Genomic DNA, 20,011 nt, shown 5'->3' with positions numbered 1-20,011 from the left:
GCCGGCCAGCGCGCCTCAGCGGGCGAACTGGTAGTGGATGGACTCGGTGTCGGGGTCGGTGAGCGGGCTGCCGTTCCACAGCCAGTCGTAGGACACGTCGGATTCGCCGTCGAAGCGCCGTAGCTTCTCGTCCCGTTCGCGCTGTTCGGGACCGTCGGGCAGGTGGTAGAAGTCCATGTTCTGCAGCGAGGCGTCCTGGACCATGCCCGCGTGCTTGGCGCGCCGGTCCACGTAGCGGACCAGGGCACCGTCGATCCCGTCGCGCGTGACGCGGCCCAGCTCTTCGGCCAGCACCGCGGCGTCTTCCATCGCCTGGGACGCGCCTTGTGCCTGGTACGGCAGCATCGCGTGGCAGGCGTCGCCGAGCAGGGCGACCCGGCCGTCGACCCAGACCGGGTCACGGCGACGGCGGTACATCGCCCACACCGAGACGTCCTCGTCCTTCGCCTTCGCCAGCATCGTCGGAACCCGATCGTCCCAGTCGTGGTACTCCGCGGCGAGTTCGGCGGCGGTCGCCGGACCGCTCCAGTCCTTCTCCACCGTTTCGGTGCACGGCACGATCGCGACCACGTTGAGGTACTCCCCGCCGCGGATCATGTAGTGCACCAGGTGTTTGTTGGGGCCGTACCAGATCGTGGAGTGGTAGCGGTCGGACAGGAAGCGCGTGGCGGGATCCTGCGCGATCAGGTCGCCGGAGATCAGCGCCCGGTACGCCATCTCGCCGGAGAACGCGAGGGTGTCGTCGAAGCCGGCGAGGTCGCGCACCGAAGACCGGATGCCGTCCGCCCCGATCACGAGGTCGCCGGTGAACCGGCGTCCGTCGGCGGCGATCACGGCGGGCCGGTCCGGCACCGTCCGGTCGAGGTCTACCACCCGCGCGCCGGTCGCCACCCGCACCACCGGACCGATCCCGTCGGGATCCAGGCAGGCGTCGAGCAGCACTCCGTGCAGGTCGGCGCGGTGGTAGTGCCAGTAGGGCGCGCCGTACTGGTCGGTCACCCGCCCGCCGAGCTCCAGCTGGGCGATGATGCTCCCGTCGGCCCAGCGACGGCGCACCTGGTCCTGCGGTTCGGTCCGCACCCGCTCCAGCCGGGCACGCAGCCCGAGGCCGATGAGGATCCGGCTGGCGTTCGGCGCGGTCTGGATCCCCGCGCCGATCTCGCCCAGCGCCGGGGCGGCCTCGACCACGGTCACGCGCAAACCCCGCTGCCGCAAGGACAACGCGGCGCAGAGCCCACCGAGCCCGCCTCCGACGACAACGACCTCAAACGACTGACTCGCGGCCATGCCCGCCTCCCGTCTTCGTCAACGCTTCCGCGCCACTGAGCAACCTGCCGGCGCCGGGCACCGTGGGCTCGACGCCGAGTTCCGTCAGGATCCGGAACGTCGTGGCCGTCGCCGCGGACAGGACCGGGATCCCGATCTCGTCCTCCACCGGCTGGATCGCGGGCAGAGATGGCATCTGCACACAGGCGGACAGCACCAGGGTGTCCACATCGGACAGATTCAGCCTGCGGTGATGTTCCCGCAGCCCGGCGGGATCCAGCCGGGCCACGGCGAGGTTGTCCGGCACCTCCAGCGAAAGGGCGTCGGCGACCTCGAATCCGGCGTCCTCGATGTAGTCCGCCACCGCCTTGGTCAGCGGCTTCATGTACGGCGTGATGATCGCGACCTTGCGGGCGCCGAGCGCTTCGAGCCCGGACAGCAGCGCACCGGCGCTGGAGACGACCGGCGCGTCGCAGCCCTCCTCACGCAGCACACGCGTGATGTCGTCTTCGGCGGTGCAGTGGTAGCCGGGCCCCTGCGCCATGATCGCCACGAGGCACGCGGTGGCGACGACGCCGGGTTTGGCGTCGGCGAGTTCGGCCGCCGCCCGTCCGGCCTGGGCGTTCATCGCCCGCAGCTGTTCGGGTTCGACGTGCCGCATCCGGGCCCGCGCGGAGTGGAAGACGAACCGGTCCCCCGGCTCGGCCTCCTCCCTGGCGCGCAGCATCCGCGGCAGCTCGGTCTCCATCGTGAGATTCGAGCTGGGGACGATCATCCCGATGTGGTGGTCGGTCATCGGCGGGCCGCCGGACGCATCTCGGCGACGGTCAGCTCGCCGTTGTCGACGATCAGTTCGTCGTCCAGGTAAAGGGAATTGCCGCGCATCGGGATGTCGAAGTGGCAAGGCGTGTCGTTCGGGCCGCCGAGCTCGTTGTTGGGGCCGATGGAGAACATGACGTTGCCGTAGAAACTCCGCAGCTCCATGCCCATCCCGCCGGGGAACTGGGTCAGGCCGTGCCAGTGCGCGCGCTCGTCGAGGCCCCAGCCGACGTGGCTCATGCCGTAGCCGCGGGGATCGTCGAAACTCTCGATGTAGGAGCGCAGCAGATCCGCGTCGAGCCCGGACGATCCGGCTCCGCCGCGGATGTCCCGGATGAAGCCCTGCTCGATGGTGATTTCGACCGGGGTCTGTACGTAGCTGTTGAACGGCAGCAGAACGTCGCCCGGAGACAGCACGATCTTCCCGTCGACGCCGTCGTCGGCACCGCCGGTGAACACGAACGCCGCCGGCCAGTGGTCCCAGCGGCCGGGCGTGTCGGTGTAGCCGTATTCGGACAGCGTCGGGTACACGCCGAGTTGATACGTGACGTCGGTACCCGCCGGGCTGGTGATGCGCATCGTGCCTGCCTTGGCCAGGAGTTCCGCGCCGATCTCCACGCGCTCGCGCAGTTCCTTCGTCGGCATGAGCCGGGCCAGCAGCTCGGGCGGTTCGACGGCGGTGAGGATCCGGGTGCCCGCGTCCTGGATGGCGAACTGTTCCTTGCTGAACAACAGGAACGTGCAGTCGACCACCATGTCGACGCTCTTGAGCGCCTCGACCGCCAACGGGATGTTCCCGAGCCCCGAGTCGCCCACCGCCCACGCGCCCGCCGCGCTGACCGGCGAGGGCAGCCGCATGTGGTAGGCCGAAGCACCCAGCTGCTGGGCGGCCCACAAGAAGGCGTCGGCGTACTCCGCCCGCTCACCGCCGCGGGTCAGCACCACCACGGTCTCGCCCTCGTGCACCCCCGAGAACGTCAGCTGGCGCAAACAGATGTCGTTGAACAGGTTCCGGTCCATCGCCGACCACCTCCATATTGATCCGAGCACGTACTATCCGGGTACGCAAGACCGGGCTTCATACGAACACGTACTATCCGGATACGCAAGAGGTGACTGCGGACAGATCTCGGCGGCCTGCCCGTGAGCGACCGTCCGGACACGTAGGATCACCGCCGGGGGCCCGGGCAGCGGGTTGGAGCCGACAAGGAGTAGCGATGGGTGAATCGGCGCGTACGGGCAGGCTCAAGGGCGACACGCCGGCCGTCACTCCCGCGCCACCCTCCGACCTGCTGGCGGCCCCCGGCTACGGCGCCCGGCGGCTGTACCAGGCCTACCTCGCCGCGTGGAACCGTCACGTGGACCCGGTGCTGACCGGTCCGCAGTTCGCGGTCCTGTCCGCGGTCCGCGCCTACCCCGGAAGCGACCAGAGCTCACTGGCCGGCGCGGTCGCCCTCGACACCTCGACGATGGCCGACCTGTGCCGCAGGCTGGAGCGACGAGGGCTCATCCGGCGCGTCGAATCCCCGCACGACGCGCGGCGCAAACTGCTTTCGCTCACCGACGAGGGCAAGTCGGTCCTGAGCCAGGTCAACCGCCGCGCCCGGCGGCTGGACAAGGCGCTCCTCGACGGCGACGACGACATCGACATGGCCGCGCTGCTCAACGCCCTCGGCGCGCGCTGGGAGCGGATCGCCGAGGTCGACAAGCTGCACTGACCGTCGGCCGCCGCTTGCGGGCCGAGCCGTTGCCTCGATGCGCCCAATGTGGCATTGGGGACGCCCACCGTCTCCAATGCCACATTGGGCGCACACCAACTCGCAGCATCAGACGCAGCGAAAGCCCCCTTCGGTCCAGCCGCGGAGCACGCCGCTTTGCCCCATCTCTTGAAATTGAGGGGTTACGGCAAACGTGGCGTGATGGAGATGGCGACGAGAGCCCGCTCGCCACAGAGCTCTGGCGCGCACCCTTTGGCCGTCCACAAGGGACACTCCCTGAGGCAGAATGCCCGATTTGACCACTTTGAGCGCGGGGTGTGAGTGATCTGGGTGGGGCGGACGGGTCGGTCGTGGAGTGAAGGCTCCCTTCGCCGCGTCTGATGCGATGAAGGGAGCCTTCACCCCGGCCACTCATCCGCGCCGACCACTCGCCGCCGATGTCCCTTGTGGACACTCAAGGCCGGTCTGCCCCATCGCCAGTCCAGACTCACGCCACAGAGCACGCTTGCCTTACTTCGAGTACCGCTCGTAGTGCAGCACCGCGTCGAGCGGGAGACGTTCCCGCCAGCCGTGCCGTTCCAGATCGGGCACCGTCGGCAGATCGCGCACCGGGCCGACGCACAGCCACGCCACCGGGCGCACGTGTTCGGGCAACGCCACCAGTTCGCGCAAGTACTCTTCGCGGTAGAAGCTGACCCAGCCGACGCCGAGCCCTTCGGCGGTCGCCGCCAGCCAGAGGTTCTGGATGGCCAGGCACACCGAGTACAGGCCTGCGTCGGCGATCGCGTGCCGCCCCAGGACATCCGGCGCACCGCGCGACGGGTCGTAGCCGACCACGATGCCCGCGGAAGACGCCACGATCCCTTCGATCTTGATCGGCGCGAAGACACGGGCCCTCTCGGCATCCAGCCCGCCCTCGAACACTTCGCGTTCGGCCAGCACATGTTCACGGAACCTCTTGCGAAGGTCCATATCGGACACGACGACGAAATCCCATGGCTGGGACAGGCCGACGCTCGGTGCGGCGTGCGCCGCGCTCAGCACGCGACGCAATACCTCCGCCGGAATCGGCTCTCCGGTGAACTCACCCCTCGTGTCCCGGCGGCGGAAGATGGTCTCGTACAACGAACGGTCGTCTGCATCACGCTTCATGAGTCGTGATCATGCCCGCCCACCACCGGTTAGCCGCCAACAGGGTACCGGCTCTTTCCGTTCCTTTCCCTTGCGATAAAAGGATTTCTGTTCGGCTTGTCCCGAAAGATGTTGTGGTGACCGAAATACCGGTTCTACCATTCTTCCGGGCGGGAGGATTGCGAGGGGATCACGTGGATTTCCGGTTACTGGGGCCGGTCCGGCTGCAGGTGCACGGGCAGAACGTCGCCATCGGCGAGCCGCGCAGGCAGGCCGTACTCGCCGTGCTGCTGCTCGAAGCGGGCCGAACCGTCGGCGTCGATCTGCTGATAGACCGGGTCTGGGGCGAGTCGCCGCCCGGGCAGGTGCGCCGTTCCCTGCAGGCGCACATCACGCGGATCCGGCGCGCGCTGGAACAAGCCGATCCCGGTGGCGCGCGGGTGGCCAGGGATCCCGGTGGCTACCGCCTCGTCGCCCGGCCCGAACAGGTCGACGTCTTCCGGTTCCGGCGCCTGCTCCGCGAGCACCCGACCGACGTCACCAGGCTGAGCGCGGCACTCGAACTCTGGGAGGGCGAACCACTGGCCGGGCTGCGCGGCGATTGGGCCGAACGCACCCGCCGCACGCTCCGTCAGGAGTACACGGCGGCGATCGTCGCGTGGGCCGACGCCAAGATCCGTGACGGCGACGCGGCGGCGACGCTCACCCGCCTGACCGAACTCACCGACGAGAATCCGTTGCAGGAGCCCGCCGCGGCGGCGTTGATGCGGGCGCTGTACGCCGTGGGCCGCGGCGCCGACGCGCTCACCCACTACGAACGGATTCTTCGCGCACTGCGAGAAGAACTGGGCGCGGATCCAGGACCGGAACTCGCCGCCGTGCACGAGGCCGTGCTCCGCCACGACCTGCCGACGGCGACCGCGGCGCCTGCTCCCGTGCCCGCCCAGCTGCCCGCCGACGTCGCGGCGTTCACCGGCCGGGCCGATGTGCTGGCCGAACTGGACCGGCTCGCCGACGGCACCGGCGAAGAACCGGTCCTCGTCTGCCTCACCGGTACGGCCGGGGCGGGCAAGACCGCGACCGCCGTGCACTGGGGCCACCGGGTCCGGGACCGCTTTCCCGACGGACAGCTGTACCTGGATCTGTGCGGCTACGCCCCCGGCGAGCCGATGCCCTCGTCCGACGCGCTGGCCGCCCTCCTGTCCGCGCTGCTGCCCGAAGGCACGCGGATGCCGCCGGGGCAGGCGGAACGCGCCGCCCGGTTCCGCACCGAGGTGGCGAGCAGGCGGATGCTCGTCCTGCTGGACAACGCGGCGACGCTCGAACAGATCCGGCCGCTGCTCCCCGGCACGCACACCTGCGCCGTGGTGGTCACCAGCCGCGACTCACTCGCCGGGCTGGTCGCGCTCCACGGCGCCCACCGGGTCGACGTCGACCGGTTGTCCGAAGCCGACGCGGCCGCCCTGCTCCGGCGGCTGATCGGCACCCGGGTCGACACCGAACCCGAGGCCACCGCCGAACTGGCCGAACGATGTGTCCGGCTGCCGCTCACCCTGCGCCTCGCGGCCGAACTCGCCGTGTCCCGGCCCGCCACCCCGCTGTCCCGGCTGGTCGGCGAACTGCGGGCCGCCCAGGAGACGTTGAAGCTGCTCAGTTCCGGCGGTGATCAGCGGGCCGCGGTGCGGGCGGTGTTCTCGTGGTCACTGCGGCAGCTCAGCGAAGACACCATCCGCGCCTTCGCCCTCCTCGGCAGGCATCCGGCGCCCGTGTTCGACTCGTACGCCCTGGCCGCGTTGACCGGCCGCTCCTTCGACGAGGCACGGTCCGCGCTGGACGCCCTCGTCCGCGCGCATCTGGTCCACCCCACCGGTGACGACCGCTACGGCATGCACGACCTGCTGAAGGCGTACGCCGCGGAGATCGAGAGCGACGAGCCCGCGGCGCTGGACCGGGTCTACGGCTACTACCTCGCCACCATCGCGGCCGCGATGGATCGCCTCTACCCCGCCGAAGCGAACCGCCGGCCCTCGGTCGCCTCGCCGGAGTGCGCGATGCCCGCGCTCGACGACGCCGACAGTGCCCGGGACTGGCTGGACGCCGAACTGCCGACCGTCCAGGCGCTGGCCACGGCCGGGAGACCCGAACACGCCGTGACACTGTCCGCGCTGCTGTTCCGCTACCTCGACGGACGTCACGAGACGGCGGCGCTGGCCGTCCACGGGCACGCCGTCAAGGCCGCCCGCGCCATCGGTGACCGCGCCGCCGAAGCGGACGCGCTGGTCGCCGCCGGCGGCCTCCACATGCAAGCGGGCAGAGCCGTGTCGGCCGCCGCGGACATGTGGGCGGCGTACGCCTTGTTCGGCGAGGCCGGGAATCCGCTCGGCCAGGCACGCGCACTCGGAAATGTCGGAATGATCGAGGAAAGCGCCGGATACTACCGGCAGGCCGCCGACTACTACACCCGCGCGCTGGCCCTGTTCCACCGTCTCGGCGACCTGACCGGTCAGGCTCATCAGCTCACCCGGCTGGGCACCGTCGAAGCCCGGATCGACCGCCGGGAAGAGGGATACGAGCACCTTCGGCAGGCGATGGCCCTGCATCAGGAGGCGGGCCACCGTTTCGGCGAGGCCTGGGTGAAGATCGGTCTCGGGGAACTCGCCGCGAACGAAGGCGGGCTCGCCGATTCCTGCCGTCTGCACGCCGAAGCCGCGGCCTTGTTCGGCAGGCTCGGCCATCGGGGCAGCGAGGCATGGGCCATCGACGGGCTCGGACGGGCGGAAGCGCTGGACGGCCGTCCGGTCGACGCGGCCGCCCACCACCGTCAGGCACTCGACCTGTTCCGGCGGCACGGTGGCCGCGACGGCGAATCGTGGGCGCTCAACGGACTCGGCGAAGCCTGCCTGGCCTGTGGCTACCCGGACACGGCCGGCGCGAACCACGCCGAAGCCCTGGACGTGGCGACGCGGTACGGCTGCCACGAGCAGGTCGCGCGCGCCCACCGGGGACTCGCGCGGGTCGCCTCCGATCCGGAAACCGTCCGCGACCACTACGAACGCGCGATCGCCCGCTACGCCGAACTGGGCCTTCCCGCCGCGGAATGCACCAGGACGGAACTCGCGGAGCTTTCCTTGTCCTGTTGAAGGGTGGCCGAGGGGTTCATATCGGAGACGTGGTGAAGGCCTCTTCTGTTCAGCGCGGAGAAGGTCAAATGTGTCGTGTTCATGGGCGGTGCCGATGTTCGGCGACGACGGAGGATTGGGGACGTTGAGTGGCCCCGATCCTCCGTTGATCAAGGTCCGGTCCGAGTGGGGAGGGTCGGGGACGCTCAACGTCCCCAATCCTCCCCACTCGCCGGCGTCTCCTCCGCCAGGAACGCCCCGAAACCCCGCTCCCGGCCGACGATCAGGGGACTTCGTAGAACTTGTCGTAGTGGCCCGGCGCGTAATAGAACTTGCCCTTGTCGTCCATGACGATGCGATCCGGCTTCGGCCGCTGGTTCTCCGGCAACGGTTTCCCGTTGAAGTCGGTGTACTGGTCGGCGTCCCGGATGGGTTTGTTGTCGTACCGCGGCGTCGGGTGGACGTCGAATTCGTAGTACTTGCCGTCGTACGGTTTCGTCGGCTTCCCGTCCGGGCCGAACGGCTGATCGGCGTGGTTCTTGCCGTCGCTCGTCTTGCCGTTGTGCGGCAACCGGCCCTCGTTCCCGAGCTTGCCGCCCGCCTGGCCGTGGTTCCCGTAGATCCTGCCGCCCCAGGTCGAGCCGGGACCGGGGGTCGGCTTGTTCCCCAAGCCCAGCGAGTTGAGCTTGTTGTCGTCCACGCCGTTGTGCCAGGCGCCGAACTGGCCGCTGTCCTTGTGGTCGCGGATCCACTGTTTCATCTTGATCGCCGCGTCCTTCTGCGCCTGGGTCAGCTCGTCGAACTTCCCGAGGTTCGGGGAAAGCCCGGGCGGCTGCTCGGGTTGCGGTTTGGAATTCTTCCCCTTGCCGCCGCCTCCGCCGCGCGTTCCGCTGTACTCGCCGCCCGGTTTCGGGCCGCGGGGTTTCCCCGCCGGGCCGGCCTTGCCCGTGTCGATCTTGCGGAGCGCCTTCTCCGCCTCGGCGAAGATGTTCTTCGCCTTCTTCATCAACGGCGCGAGCGCGCTCATCGCCTTGACCAGTTTGGTGACGACGGTGGCGATCTTCGAGGCGGTCTTCGCGATGGCGGCGGTGACCTGGGGCAGCACCCAGGTCATGCCGAGGCCGAGCGTCGCCAGTACCTGCAGGGCCCAGCTGATCAGCCTGCCGATCAGTTCGGCGATGGTATCGCGGACCAGGGTGCGGACCGCGGTGACCACCTCCCCGCCGATCTTGGTGCCGGACGCCGCGCCGCCTGCGGCCTGCTGGCAGGCGCCGATCAGCGCCGCGACGTCCGCTCCCCGCGTGCGATAGGCATCGCCCGCGGCACCGGCCCAGTTCGCGGTTTCGGCGACGACCATCGCGTCCAGGTCGGCACTGATCGAGCCGAGTTCGACGGCCACGTTCTGCCAGGTTTCGGCGTGCGCGGCGATCTCGTCCGGTGCTCCGGCGAGGGCGTCGAGCGCCTCCTTCAGCGGACCGACGTGCTCCATCAGCCAGCCGACCCCGGCGGCGAGGATGGTGCCGAACGGATCGAGGGCGGCGGACACCGCGTCCATGGCGGTGCCGACCGCGCCGACGGCGACGGAAGCCCAGTCACCGCTTTCGATGGACGCCTTGAGGTCGGTCGCGGACTCGAGCAAGGGAACGCCGGACACCGCGGTGGTGGAATCCTTCGGTGTGGCGACGAGCGGGTTGGTCATCGCTGCGCCTTCTCCTTCGGCGTCGCCGGGATCGCGGCCTCGTACTGCTTGAACATCTCGACACCGGCGGTGTCCTGCTCGGTGTAGGACCGTTCGGCCGTGCGCAGGTTCGCGGCGGTCGCCTTCACGCCGTCGATCGCGGCCTTGATCGAGTCGATCGTCTTCTCCTCCGCCGGATTGATGAACGGCGGGACGAACGCGCAGATCAGACCGTAGGCCTCGTCCGACATCGCCGCGGTGTTCGCCGCCGACAGCACGGTGCCCAACCGCTCGGCGATCCCGTCGACAGTGGCCGCGTGCTTGCCGATTTCGGCCGGTACGACCTGAAAACTCATCTGCCATCCCTTCGAGGGGCCGGAGCGTCAACGCGGACACGATGCCAGCCACCCGCCGCCCGTGTCCGTGCTCTGTGCGGACAGACAACGTTCCTTGCCCTAAAGGGCACGATCCACTGTGGACACACGATGGCCGTCGGCGAGGAACGGCGTCAGCAGGCGGAGCAATTCCCCGGGTTTGTCCAGCGGGATGATGTGGCCGCAGTCCGGCAGCAGATGAGCGGTGAGGTCGTCGGTGACGGGGCGCAGTTGCCGTTCCAGCGCACGGCCGACGGGATGCGCGCCGATCGCCATCGTGGGCACGGTGAGACGGCGCGTCGCGACCGCATCACCGATCTGGCGCGCGCTGACCGGCATGGCGCGATAGCAGGAAAAGGCGCAGCGCAGGGCTTCCCCACCGGTGTAGGCGTCGACGAAGGCGTCGCGGATCTCCGGCGCCACACCACGCCCGAGGGTGCCCGAGGCGAGAAACCAGTCGACGTACTCCGCCTCGTGTCCGATAAGGACCGTTTCGCCCAGCCCGGGAACAGCGTGGAAGCCGAACCACCACGGCGGGCCACCGGCGAGGAAGTCCTCGGCGCCGGGCAGCGAGCCCAACAGCGACTCCATCAGGACGAGCCGCCGCACCAGATCCGGCCGCCGCAGGGCGAGCAGGAAGGCGACCGGCGTACCGGCGTCGATGGCGACCACCGCCGCACTGGATTCGCCCAGCGCGTCGAGAAGGCTCTCGACGTCCGAGGCCAGCGTGCTCGCGTCGTAGCCTTCGGCGGCTCGGGTGCTGTCGCCGAACCCGCGCAGATCCGGGGCGATGACCCGGTGGTGCTCGGAGAGCGGGCCGATGATCTCGCTCCAGAGCCGCCAGGTGTGCGGGAAGCCGTGCAGCAGGAGAACCGCGGGCCCGCTGCCCGCGACGGCCACGTTGACCTGGATGCCGTCGACGGTGATCCGCCGTGATGAGGGCACGTCGCCTCCATTGTGGTTACCATTGGTTACCAGAAAACCGTAGGTAACTTCAGCGGTGCCGCCAAGACGGCACTTTCGACACAGGTGGTGAGCTCCAGGTGACCACACGGCGCGGTGATCTCTTCGACCCCGAATGCCCCACTCGCCGTCTGCTGGACCGCATCGGGACGAAATGGACGTCGATGGCGGTCAAGGTCCTCGCGGAGGCGGCTCCGCACGAGGTGCGGTTCGCCGAGCTGCGGCGCCGGATCCCCGGGGTGTCCCAGAAGATGCTGTCGGTGACCTTGCACAGCCTGGTTCGCGACGGCCTCGTCGTCCGCCGGGTGGAGCCCACCGTGCCGCCCCGGGTGCACTACGGGCTGACCGACCTCGGTTTGTCACTGGACGTCCCGCTGGCGGCGCTCCGGGACTGGGCCGAAGAGCACATGTCACGGATCGACGAGGCGAACGCGATCAGCGACGCGGCGGACGACACTTCGGCTCAGAGCGGCTCCAGGTAGGAGCGGCCGGACCAGTCGTCGTCCTCATCGTCGTCGCGAGTCCGCCGGGGAGGGGCGGGCGTGCCTTGTGCCGGCGCGGCCAGCTCTTCCAGCTCGGCGACCTCGTCGTCGACGTCCAAAGTGGCCAGTTCGCCGATCTGTCGTTCGAGGGAGGACCCGGCTTCGGCGGCGAGACGTCGCCGTTCCTCGGCGGGCAACGCGTCGACGAGCTTCCACCAGCCCTGCGCGTCCCGGACGAATTCGTCCAGGAGCGGACCGTGGGCCAGCAGTTCGTGCGGCCGTCGTCGTCCGGCGAGCACCTCGCCGGCGAAATCCCCGGCGGCGCCGCCGGTCGCCGCCAGCAACCGCAGCACCGTCTGCCGCGCCCGCTCCCCCTGCTCGGAATCGAACGGACCGTGTCCCGTCACAGCAACACCCGCTTGCCCTTGGCGGGACATTCGGCGTCCCGGTGCTCGTAGTCCTCCGGCCACTGCGGCGGTTCACCCATCGCGATGGTGGCTTCCAGCAGTTCGTCGAGGGTCTTCTGCCCCGCGAACGAATGCGCCAGCCCGAGCGCGGCGCTGATCAGCGTCTGGATGGCACCGACGACCTCGTCGAAGGACAGGATCAGGTGGATGATGTCCCGTATCTCGCGGTCCTCCACGATTTTCGCGATCTTGCCGCCACGACCGATCTCGTCCAGCACCTCGCTGATCACGTCCACCACTCGGAGCCCTCTTTCCAGCCCGAGTTTCCTGCCCTTGGTGAGGATCATCAGCACGATGTCGATCGTCGAGCTGTAGCCGTGCCGGATCTCCTGCATCAGGTGGTACGCGAGCTTCGCCAGCGCCTGGATCGCGCGGCACGCGCCGCGGAAGTACTGCGCGAGCTGAAGCACACAGGCCCGGTAAGCGGCCAGCCAGTTCTTCGCCCGATCGGCGGCCTCCCCCGCCCACACCTCCTGGATCCCGAACCGGCCCTGGTCGATGTTCGCCGCGATGTTCTCCAGTCCCGTCGCGGCGTCGTTGTAGAGCACCGCCTGTTCCTGCAGCACGGTCCAGTCGCCGACGAGCAGGTCCGCGATCATGGTGATGAAGTCCTTGTCGGACCCGGTGAGGATCTTGATCACCTCGGCGACGTCGCCCAGCGACCCGCCGAGGTCGAGCAGTTCCTGGCGCTCCTGCTCGGCCTTCACCGGCCACCAGGCCGGGTCGGTGACCGCCTCCGGATCGGGTCCGCCGTAGCCCACCGGGACGGCGTCGCGGAACGACGCGGCCCCCACCGGGTCACGCACCTCGTGCGCCGGGACCCGCGCGGCGTCCGGCTCCGGGTTGAGCCGGTCCAGCAACTCCGCCGCCCGCGCGTCCACCACGCCGTACCAATGCGCCACGCAGCGCAGTTCGTGGCCGCCGCTCGCGGCGATATCGGCCGCGAACCTCGACTGGCTCAATGCCGTGCGCTGCCATAGGTCCAGTTTCGGCCAGGCCGCGGCGAGGAAACCCTCACCGCGTTCGGTGTCGAACCCCGCCCCGGCGCCGAGCAGCCGGTCGAACCACTGGCGATAGCTGTCGGCACCCGCGCCCGCCCGCAGGACCAGATCGCCGAGCGCGCGCACCGCGGCCGGCTCGACCGAGAACCCCTGCCCCATTCGTCCCCCTCGTGCTCCGGAAGCATCCCCTTCGACACCTCTGAAGTTTGACAGATTGCCACGAAATGTCACATCACTGGAATGGAGTACCACCGACGCGCTGCCGAACGGGCCCTGGTGCGACACTGGCCCCCTCGACGCGGGCGAAAGGAGACGGCACTGTCTCGGCAAACGGCTCGGATCTGGTTGCCCGAGCGGCGCCGGAGCGGCTTGAGTCTCGCGTTCGCGCTGCTCGTCGCCGCGCTGGCGATCGCGTTCGGCGACGACGTGCTTTCACTCGCCTCGGTGGACGGCGGCGTCCTGGTTCTTCTCGCCTACCTCGTCGGCTACCTCGTCGTGACGGTGGCCGCGTTCGGCGCGGCGACCTCGGAGCAGATCCAGGACTGGGCGTGCCGGGAGAGCCGCGGCACGTTCGTGCAGCGCTACGTCTTCGGGACGGCGCCGGGGCCGGGAGTGTCGATCTTCATCGCCGCGGCCGCGCTCGCGGTGGCGGTCGTGTGGATGCCCGGCTTGGGCGGCGAGAGCCTGCCCGCGGGCATGCGAGTGGGAGTGGCGGTGGCCCTGGTCGTCGTCGCGTGGATCTGTGTCCTCGTGTCCTTCGCGATCGCCTACCACGCGGACAACGTGGTCGAAGAGGGCAAGGCGATGCGGTTCCCCGACGACGGAACCGCCGAGTGGTCCGACTACATCTACTTCGCGGTGTCCGTGATGACGACGTTCGGCACGACCGACGTGGACGTCGTCTCCCGCGAGATGCGCAGGACGGTGACGACGCACGCGATCATCGCCTTCGTGTTCAACACCGTCACCGTGGCGGCGGTCGTATCCGCCTTGAACAGCGGCTGAAGTCCGGGCTCAGCCGAGCCGGAGCAGGATCGGGCTTCCGGTGACGGTGACATCGGCACCGGGCTCGACCGGTGTCCCGGTCCCGTCGAGCCCTTCGACCGAAGTGGTGCCCGGCGCCGACGGGATCCGTTCGGAACGGTCGATGGTCCACCAGATCAGGAAGTTCCGGCCGCCCTGGTCGAAGCGGCATTGCCAAAGATGGTCGGGCAGCCCGGCTTCGCGCCCTTGCCCGCAGGAATGGATTCGGCTGCCCTTCAACCACTCGTTCAGGCGTTCCACGTGTCGCGCCGCCTTCGTGTGCGGGCCGCCGACGGGTTGCAGCACGATCGGGATCTTCGCGCTGCCCCAGTTGTAGAAGTACATCCGGCGGTATTGCGCGTACAGCCCGGAGAGGAAGAACCGGGCCGCGTGCTGCGCGCCCCGATCGGCGTCCACGGGTTGCTGCCTGTTCACGTCGTAGGCCGAACCGGTGCTCCACAGCCGGACGCCGGCGCCGGCCTCCTGCAGTGCCTTCTCGATCTCCCGCGCCAACGGCAGCATCGTCTCCGGCGGGTCGGAGTCGTTGCGGGGAGCCAGTTTCACCGCGGCGGCGGCGCAATGGTCGTAGCCGCCGAGCCGGGCGAACTGTCGCAGCTTCTCGAACGCCGAAGGATCCCAGAGCTCGCCCATGGACGGGCACACCACGGTGGCGGCCGGGTCGGCGGACTTGATCACCCGGCTCGCCAGCCGCGTCATCTCCACCAATTCGGGCATCGAACCGGAGAAGAAGTCCTGATGATTGGCCAGATCCCACAGCTCGTAGGCGTCGATCCGGCCCCGGTACTGCTCGGCGACGGCACGCACGAACCGTTCCCAGTCCGCGAGGTCGTCGGGCGGGCCGGTGCGGGAGTCGTCGGTGTAGACGGACTTCGGGCTGTTCGGGCTCGCCCAGGACGGGGTACCGCCGAAGGTCAGCGTCACCGGGAGACCGGCCCCTCGAGCGCCGGTCACGAGCCGTTCGAGCGTCTTCCAGTCGTAACTGCCGCGCGCGGGCTCCAGGTTCTGCCACCGGGTGCGGGTGTTCCACAACCGGACGGACCCGACGCCGAACGACGGCATCTGCCCGGTGTTGGAGTTCGCCGTCACCCCGACGAATTCCGGCTCGATCGCGCGGGGCGCGTTCGTCCACATCGACGCCTGGACGGCGGGGGTCGTGTCGAGCACCGGCCGGTCCGGCGGATACGCCATGGCTCCTCCGGCGAGCAGGACGACCCCGAGGACCGCGGCCAGCGCGACCTTGGTGAGCGGCCGCCTCCGCTCGGGCACGACCACCTCGACGTCCGGGATGACGGTGTCCGGGCCGGGGGTGTCCCGGACCGTGGCGTCGCCCAGGTCCGCGCGCTCCCACGCCCGGTACAGCTTCGCGAGTTCCTCCCGGCTCGCGCCGCACGTCGTCGCGATCGCCTCGATCGGCGCGAACGTCGCGGGAACGTTCCGGCCCGTGCAGTAGCGATGCACGGTCGACCGGCTCGAATGCACCTTGCGTCCGAGCTGTTCGTAGCTCAGCCCGCTCCGCTGTTTGTGCTCGGTGAGAAGTGCCGCCAACCTGGCAGCCGCCTCGCTCACCATTCCGCTGAGCCCCCTCCGCTCCACGTGCCCGAACGGTTCTCAGTGTCCCATCGTGGGCCTTTCGCCGCGCGAATTCGGAAGATCACGTCTCCCGCCCCGGCGTCGCCGCAGGTCAGCGGGCTGATTCCATCCCAGCCTCCCATTCCGCGCGGTTTCGCTTGCCACGATGCGCCGCGGCGGAGAGCGTGGACCCGGCAGCAGATCCGGCCATGGGGAGGAATCGGAAATGGAACCGCACAGGACGACGGCGTCCGGAGGGAAGTCGCGACTGCGGCTGGGCGCACTGGCGGGCGCGCTGCTGATGGCGGTGGCGACCGGAGTTCCGGCCGCCGCCGCGTCCGCGCCGTCGAAGCTCACCACCCGGGCGACCTTCAACACCCCGGGCGGCGGCCAGATCGTCGAACACCTCGAAAAGCTGATCCGGGGCGCGCCGGAGAACTCGACGATCAGGACCGCGCAATACCTTCTGCGGGACGCGCCGATCACGGACGCGCTCGGGGACGCCGCGGAACGCGGGGTGCACGTCCAGGTCCTGGTCAACGGGAAGGCGACGGACCATCCGAACTACAAGGAGATGAAGAACCGGCTCGAAAAGACCGGCGACAAGAACTCGTGGGCGAAGCACTGCAAGAGCGGCCGAGGCTGCAACGGCGGCAACGCGATGCACAACAAGTTCTTCCTGTTCGACCGGACGCTGGACGCGGCCGCGGTGGTCGCGACCGGCTCGGCCAACTTCAGCGAGAACACGACGGGCGGCAAGGGCGGCTGGAACAGCTACTACACCGACGTCGGCAACGCCGGCCTGTTCGCCAGGTACAACGACTACTTCGCCGACTTGCGCAGGGTCGCGGACGGGGCCACGGCGAATCCCGGCTACTACGAAGCCAACCCGCCCGTCGTCACCGGTGACACCAAGAGCTACTTCTATCCGAGGCTCAAGGACGCGGGCAACGACACCGTCGAGAACTCCTTGAAGGAGGTCGGCTGTTCGAAGGAGAAGAGCAAGATCCGCATCGGGGTCTGGTCACTCACCCGGATGAAGATCATCGAACGGCTGCGCATCCTGGCCGCGCAGGGTTGCTCGGTGGACATCGTCGCCTTGCGGATGACCGAGGGCTCGTGCGAGGCGCTGATGAAGGGGGAGCCGGATCGAGTGCGGCTTCGCGGGTTCAAAGCCGGGAACGAGGCCGGTATCCACGAGAAGAACATGATGATCGAGGGCGACTACCTGAAGCCGGGCACCAAGGTCGTCTTCACCGGGAGCCAGAACTTCAACAACCCGTCGTTGCACGAGAACGACGAGAACGTCATCCGGGTGTTGAACGACAAGGCGATCTACCAGAGCTTCGTGACGAACTTCGAGCAGGTGGCCGATGCCACCGACCAGGAGATCAAGTCGCCAGGGGACTGCGTGAAGATGGTGCCGCCCAACGATCCCGCCCCGGCCGAGGGGTGAGGACCGCGCTGGCGCCGCCCTTGCTCGCTGAAGTACGTGAAGGCCCCCTTCCTTGCGCTAGACGCAGTGAAGGGGGCCTTCATGTACTTGGCAGCGCGTGAAGGCCTCCTTCACTCGGCTGAGCCGAGGGAAGGGGCCCTTCACCCGCGATCGCTGTGACTGCTGTGGTTGCTGGTGCACATGCGGCGCCGCTGAGTCCGTGAAGGCCTCCTTACCTACCCTGAGGGTAGTGAAGGAGGCCTTCACGGACTACGACCCCACTGCCACCACCACCTTGACGCTAAGCGGCTTACCGCTCACGAGGTCAGGGGCGCAGGCCTGCCAAGCCGAAGGTGCGGGTGTTGCGAAAGCCACTTTCGCAACATTGAAGGTTGCGAAAGTGGCTTTCGCAACGCCGGCAAGCGTTGCGCGTGAAGGCCTCCTTCCCTCGGCTGAGCCGAGGGAAGGAGGCCTTCACGCGCAACGTCAGGAGCGCCAGGTGTCGTTCAACGCCAGCGTGCAGCCACTCGAAGCGTTACCGACGCGATTGGCACCAGATTCCCAGGTGACGCCGCCACCCTCCTTGCGAATGTACTTGTACTGGAACGCGGCCCCCTTCGGCAGCGCGACCTTACCCGTCCACAAAGGATAGTTCGCGGACGAAAGCGGCACGGCGTTCGCCGGGTTCCACGCACCGAGTTCGGCACGGTCGCCGACGACGAAGATGTTCTGGCCCCACGAAGTCGTGGCGTTCACCGTGAACTCCGCCGAAACGCCGGAGCACGCCGCGCTGTACCGCTGCTTCACCACGGACGGCGTCTCGACCGGGGCACCGGCGTCGATCGAGTGCGCCAGCCGGACGAACTGCGCCATCGACCACGCCAGCGGTGTCGCCGCACCAGTACCTTCGCCGAAGGTGAAGCCCGCGGCGCTCGGCCGGTCCCAAACCTGTTCCGGGATCAGGAAACCGGCGTTCGCCGAGGCTGCCATGGTGGCCAGATGCGTCGTCGCCGAGCGGCCGTTGGCCAGTTCGTATTCGCCGCGTTCACCGGTGAGAAGCGGCCACAGCCGTCCGACGCCGGCGCCGGTGTAGGGACCTCCGGACGCCGTCTCGCCGTAGCCGTCGTGGTTGTACCGGTACCACATCGGGCCGTTCGGGGTGTCGACCTTCAGCGTGGAGTCCACTTCGGACAGTGAAGCGGCGACGTCGGGATCGGCCGCCGGTTTCACGCCGAGCCGGACGAGGTCCAGGAAGCCCGCGTCGATGATGGCGCGCTCGTCGTGGTTCCCGCCGCCGTTCTGCAGGAAGACGTTCTGGCCGTCGTTGGGATTGCCGTTTCCGTCGATCCGGTGGAAGTACCGGCCGTCGCCGAGCGGGCCGGAGGTGGTGAACGTCCACGCGCTGACCTGCGCCTGCCACTGGTCGGCGAGCCGGCGGTAGCGCGCGGCGCTCGTGGTGTCCCCGTTGCGTTCGGCGATGTCGGCGGCGCAGATCAGGCCGGCGATCTCCGCGGCGATGGTGGACGGCGAGTAGCCGCCGTTCTCCTCCCAGCGTTCCTGCGGCGTGGAGGGACCGCGTGCGACGAGGAAGTCCGCGGACTTCTTCACCTTCGCCCACATCCCCGCGTCGAAGCGGCCCAGCTGCCACGCAAGCACGATCGGGAAGGCGACCTCGTCCATCTGCAGGCTGGTCCAGCAGTTGGTGCCGTCGAGCCTGGTGTTCTGCGGGAAGGAGCCGTCCGCTCGCTGCTGCACGGTGAACAGATAGTCGACCGACCGGTTGGCCGCCGCCGAGTCGCCCGCCGCGATCTGCGCGGTCGAGACCTGGTAGAGGTCACGAGACCAGACGGCGTGGTATCCGCAGTCCCCCGTGCCGTTCGCGTCCTTCGCCTCGCCCCACGGATTGGTGAGCGACGCGACGTTCGCTCCCGGATAGGTCTTGTCCTCGTGGGCTTTGAGGGTCATCAGCGCGACGTTGTACTGCGTGGTCAGCCCGGCGCCCGAGATCGACCGGGGTACCGCGGCCAGCGACGAGAGATAACCGGTCCAGCCGGACCGGTACGCGGTGTCCGCCGCCGCGAAACCGCCCGCGAGCGAGGCCGACGCGTTCGCCGACGCGGCACCGCGATCACTCCCGAAACCGACCGCGAGCGTGAAGGTCGTGTCGGTCCCCACGGGAATCTGCCCCAGCTGCACCAGGTTCCCCGGCGTCGAGGCCGAGTCGTATTGCGCGCCGAGAACGTGATCACCGCTCAGGTCGACATAGCCGTCGCTCGCGGTCCCGCTGTAGCCGCTGGTCGCCTTGACGAAACCGGTGGAGGCGGCCAACGCGCTGGACACCGGCCCGTCCGAAGCGACCAGCTGCCCGCCGGACGTGGCGCCCGTGTCCCCCATGCCGCTGTTGTTCAGGGACGGGTTGTACAGCGCGTACAACTGCAGCGGACCGCCGCTGAGTACCTCGAACCTGGTCTGGATCAGCACGGTGGACCGGGCCGGGTCGGCAGTGTGGGTCTTGGTGATGCGATACCGGCCGTTGGTGGCGGTGTTGATCTGCCGGTAGCTCAGCGAACGCGGATCGGTAAGCACGAGCTGTTTGGTGGTGTGATCGCGTTCCAGCTGGGTGAACCCGGCGCCGTCCGACACCACGTACTGCAGGTCCTGGACGTTGGCGGTGTCCACGGTCGGGTAATAGATCTCGTGATTGATGCCCTGGCCGAGGGTGAACCACACCTTCGACGCGGCCCCGGCGGCGGTACCGAAACCTTCCTTGCCCCCGGTCGTCCAGGCCGCCCCGGTACCCGGCGCCCCTGGTGCGTCCGCCAAGGGCGCGGCGCTCACCGGCGTGGCGGCCAGGAGTGCCGGCACGGTCAACAGCGCGACTATCGCGCGACGCCGCTTCGGTGACTTCATGAGGGTCCTTCCCACAGGCTTCATCGACGGCAGGA

General features: G+C 69.0%; 16 protein-coding genes. 5 read left to right on the top strand and 11 right to left on the bottom strand.

The window, feature by feature from the left end:
* Positions 1-15 precede the first annotated feature (15 nt).
* The 3 genes from ACSMFO_RS22555 to ACSMFO_RS22545 are packed head-to-tail and all read right to left on the bottom strand — an operon-like array spanning position 16 to position 3,105.
* On the bottom strand, positions 16-1,287 hold the full coding sequence (locus ACSMFO_RS22555; RefSeq protein WP_073844092.1) for an FAD-dependent monooxygenase: 1,272 nt from the start codon (positions 1,285-1,287) through the stop codon (positions 16-18).
* On the bottom strand, positions 1,265-2,062 hold the full coding sequence (locus ACSMFO_RS22550; RefSeq protein ID WP_037339347.1) for a maleate cis-trans isomerase family protein: 798 nt from the start codon (positions 2,060-2,062) through the stop codon (positions 1,265-1,267). Before ACSMFO_RS22550 ends, ACSMFO_RS22555 begins: the two co-directional genes overlap by 23 nt.
* A complete protein-coding gene (locus tag ACSMFO_RS22545; RefSeq protein ID WP_038512165.1) occupies positions 2,059-3,105 on the bottom strand; it encodes a leucyl aminopeptidase in 1,047 nt (348 codons plus the stop codon). Before ACSMFO_RS22545 ends, ACSMFO_RS22550 begins: the two co-directional genes overlap by 4 nt.
* A gap of 197 nt (positions 3,106-3,302) precedes the next feature.
* Here ACSMFO_RS22545 and ACSMFO_RS22540 point away from each other — a divergent pair, with 197 nt between their 5' ends.
* Entirely contained in the window at positions 3,303-3,803 is a 501-nt protein-coding gene (locus ACSMFO_RS22540) for a MarR family winged helix-turn-helix transcriptional regulator (RefSeq protein ID WP_436460394.1), read from the top strand.
* Between the two features lie 510 nt (positions 3,804-4,313).
* Here the strand turns inward: ACSMFO_RS22540 and bluB are convergent.
* A complete protein-coding gene (gene bluB, locus ACSMFO_RS22535) occupies positions 4,314-4,955 on the bottom strand; it encodes a 5,6-dimethylbenzimidazole synthase (RefSeq protein ID WP_436460393.1) in 642 nt (213 codons plus the stop codon).
* A 173-nt stretch (positions 4,956-5,128) separates the two neighbouring features.
* Here bluB and ACSMFO_RS22530 point away from each other — a divergent pair, with 173 nt between their 5' ends.
* A complete protein-coding gene (locus ACSMFO_RS22530) occupies positions 5,129-8,074 on the top strand; it encodes a BTAD domain-containing putative transcriptional regulator (protein ID WP_436460392.1) in 2,946 nt (981 codons plus the stop codon).
* A gap of 262 nt (positions 8,075-8,336) precedes the next feature.
* Here the strand turns inward: ACSMFO_RS22530 and ACSMFO_RS22525 are convergent, their stop codons facing one another.
* The 3 genes from ACSMFO_RS22525 to ACSMFO_RS22515 all read right to left on the bottom strand — a co-directional run bounded on the left by ACSMFO_RS22525 (position 8,337) and on the right by ACSMFO_RS22515 (position 11,050).
* Positions 8,337-9,752, bottom strand: coding sequence for a WXG100 family type VII secretion target (locus ACSMFO_RS22525; RefSeq protein WP_436460391.1), 1,416 nt, complete (start codon positions 9,750-9,752; stop codon positions 8,337-8,339).
* Entirely contained in the window at positions 9,749-10,087 is a 339-nt protein-coding gene (locus tag ACSMFO_RS22520; protein WP_038512139.1) for a type VII secretion target, read from the bottom strand. Before ACSMFO_RS22520 ends, ACSMFO_RS22525 begins: the two co-directional genes overlap by 4 nt.
* A gap of 99 nt (positions 10,088-10,186) precedes the next feature.
* Complete coding sequence (locus ACSMFO_RS22515) at positions 10,187-11,050, bottom strand: alpha/beta fold hydrolase (protein WP_436460390.1); 864 nt, start codon at positions 11,048-11,050, stop codon at positions 10,187-10,189.
* A 98-nt stretch (positions 11,051-11,148) separates the two neighbouring features.
* Here ACSMFO_RS22515 and ACSMFO_RS22510 point away from each other — a divergent pair, with 98 nt between their 5' ends.
* Positions 11,149-11,550, top strand: a complete 402-nt coding sequence (locus tag ACSMFO_RS22510) for a winged helix-turn-helix transcriptional regulator (RefSeq protein ID WP_360096160.1) — start codon at positions 11,149-11,151, stop codon at positions 11,548-11,550.
* Here the strand turns inward: ACSMFO_RS22510 and ACSMFO_RS22505 are convergent.
* Both ACSMFO_RS22505 and ACSMFO_RS22500 read right to left on the bottom strand, forming a co-directional pair.
* Entirely contained in the window at positions 11,532-11,957 is a 426-nt protein-coding gene (locus tag ACSMFO_RS22505; RefSeq protein ID WP_436460389.1) for a hypothetical protein, read from the bottom strand. The two genes, ACSMFO_RS22510 and ACSMFO_RS22505, sit on opposite strands and share 19 nt — an antisense overlap.
* A complete protein-coding gene (locus ACSMFO_RS22500) occupies positions 11,954-13,177 on the bottom strand; it encodes a hypothetical protein (protein ID WP_436460388.1) in 1,224 nt (407 codons plus the stop codon). Before ACSMFO_RS22500 ends, ACSMFO_RS22505 begins: the two co-directional genes overlap by 4 nt.
* Before the next feature lie 210 nt (positions 13,178-13,387).
* On the opposite strand from ACSMFO_RS22500, the gene ACSMFO_RS22495 reads away from it, so the two are divergent.
* Positions 13,388-14,023, top strand: coding sequence for a DUF1345 domain-containing protein (locus ACSMFO_RS22495; protein ID WP_360132519.1), 636 nt, complete (start codon positions 13,388-13,390; stop codon positions 14,021-14,023).
* Positions 14,024-14,032: 9 nt separating this feature from the next.
* On the opposite strand, the gene ACSMFO_RS22490 is transcribed toward ACSMFO_RS22495, so the two are convergent.
* Positions 14,033-15,607: a helix-turn-helix domain-containing protein gene (locus ACSMFO_RS22490; RefSeq protein ID WP_436460387.1), complete on the bottom strand. Its 1,575-nt coding sequence runs from the start codon at positions 15,605-15,607 to the stop codon at positions 14,033-14,035.
* 250 nt (positions 15,608-15,857) lie between these two features.
* Between ACSMFO_RS22490 and ACSMFO_RS22485 the strand changes: the two genes are divergently transcribed.
* Positions 15,858-17,087 (top strand): phospholipase D-like domain-containing protein, encoded by a 1,230-nt coding sequence (locus tag ACSMFO_RS22485; RefSeq protein ID WP_436460386.1) that lies wholly within the window; start codon positions 15,858-15,860, stop codon positions 17,085-17,087.
* Positions 17,088-17,552: 465 nt separating this feature from the next.
* Here ACSMFO_RS22485 and ACSMFO_RS22480 read toward each other — a convergent pair whose 3' ends face one another.
* Positions 17,553-19,976, bottom strand: a complete 2,424-nt coding sequence (locus ACSMFO_RS22480) for a glucan 1,4-alpha-glucosidase (protein ID WP_436460385.1) — start codon at positions 19,974-19,976, stop codon at positions 17,553-17,555.
* Positions 19,977-20,011 lie beyond the last annotated feature (35 nt).

It is taken from the genome of Amycolatopsis sp. w19 (genome assembly GCF_051373225.1).
Taxonomy (GTDB): Bacteria; Actinomycetota; Actinomycetes; order Mycobacteriales; family Pseudonocardiaceae; genus Amycolatopsis; species Amycolatopsis japonica.
This window is presented reverse-complemented; position numbering and strand designations above follow the sequence as displayed.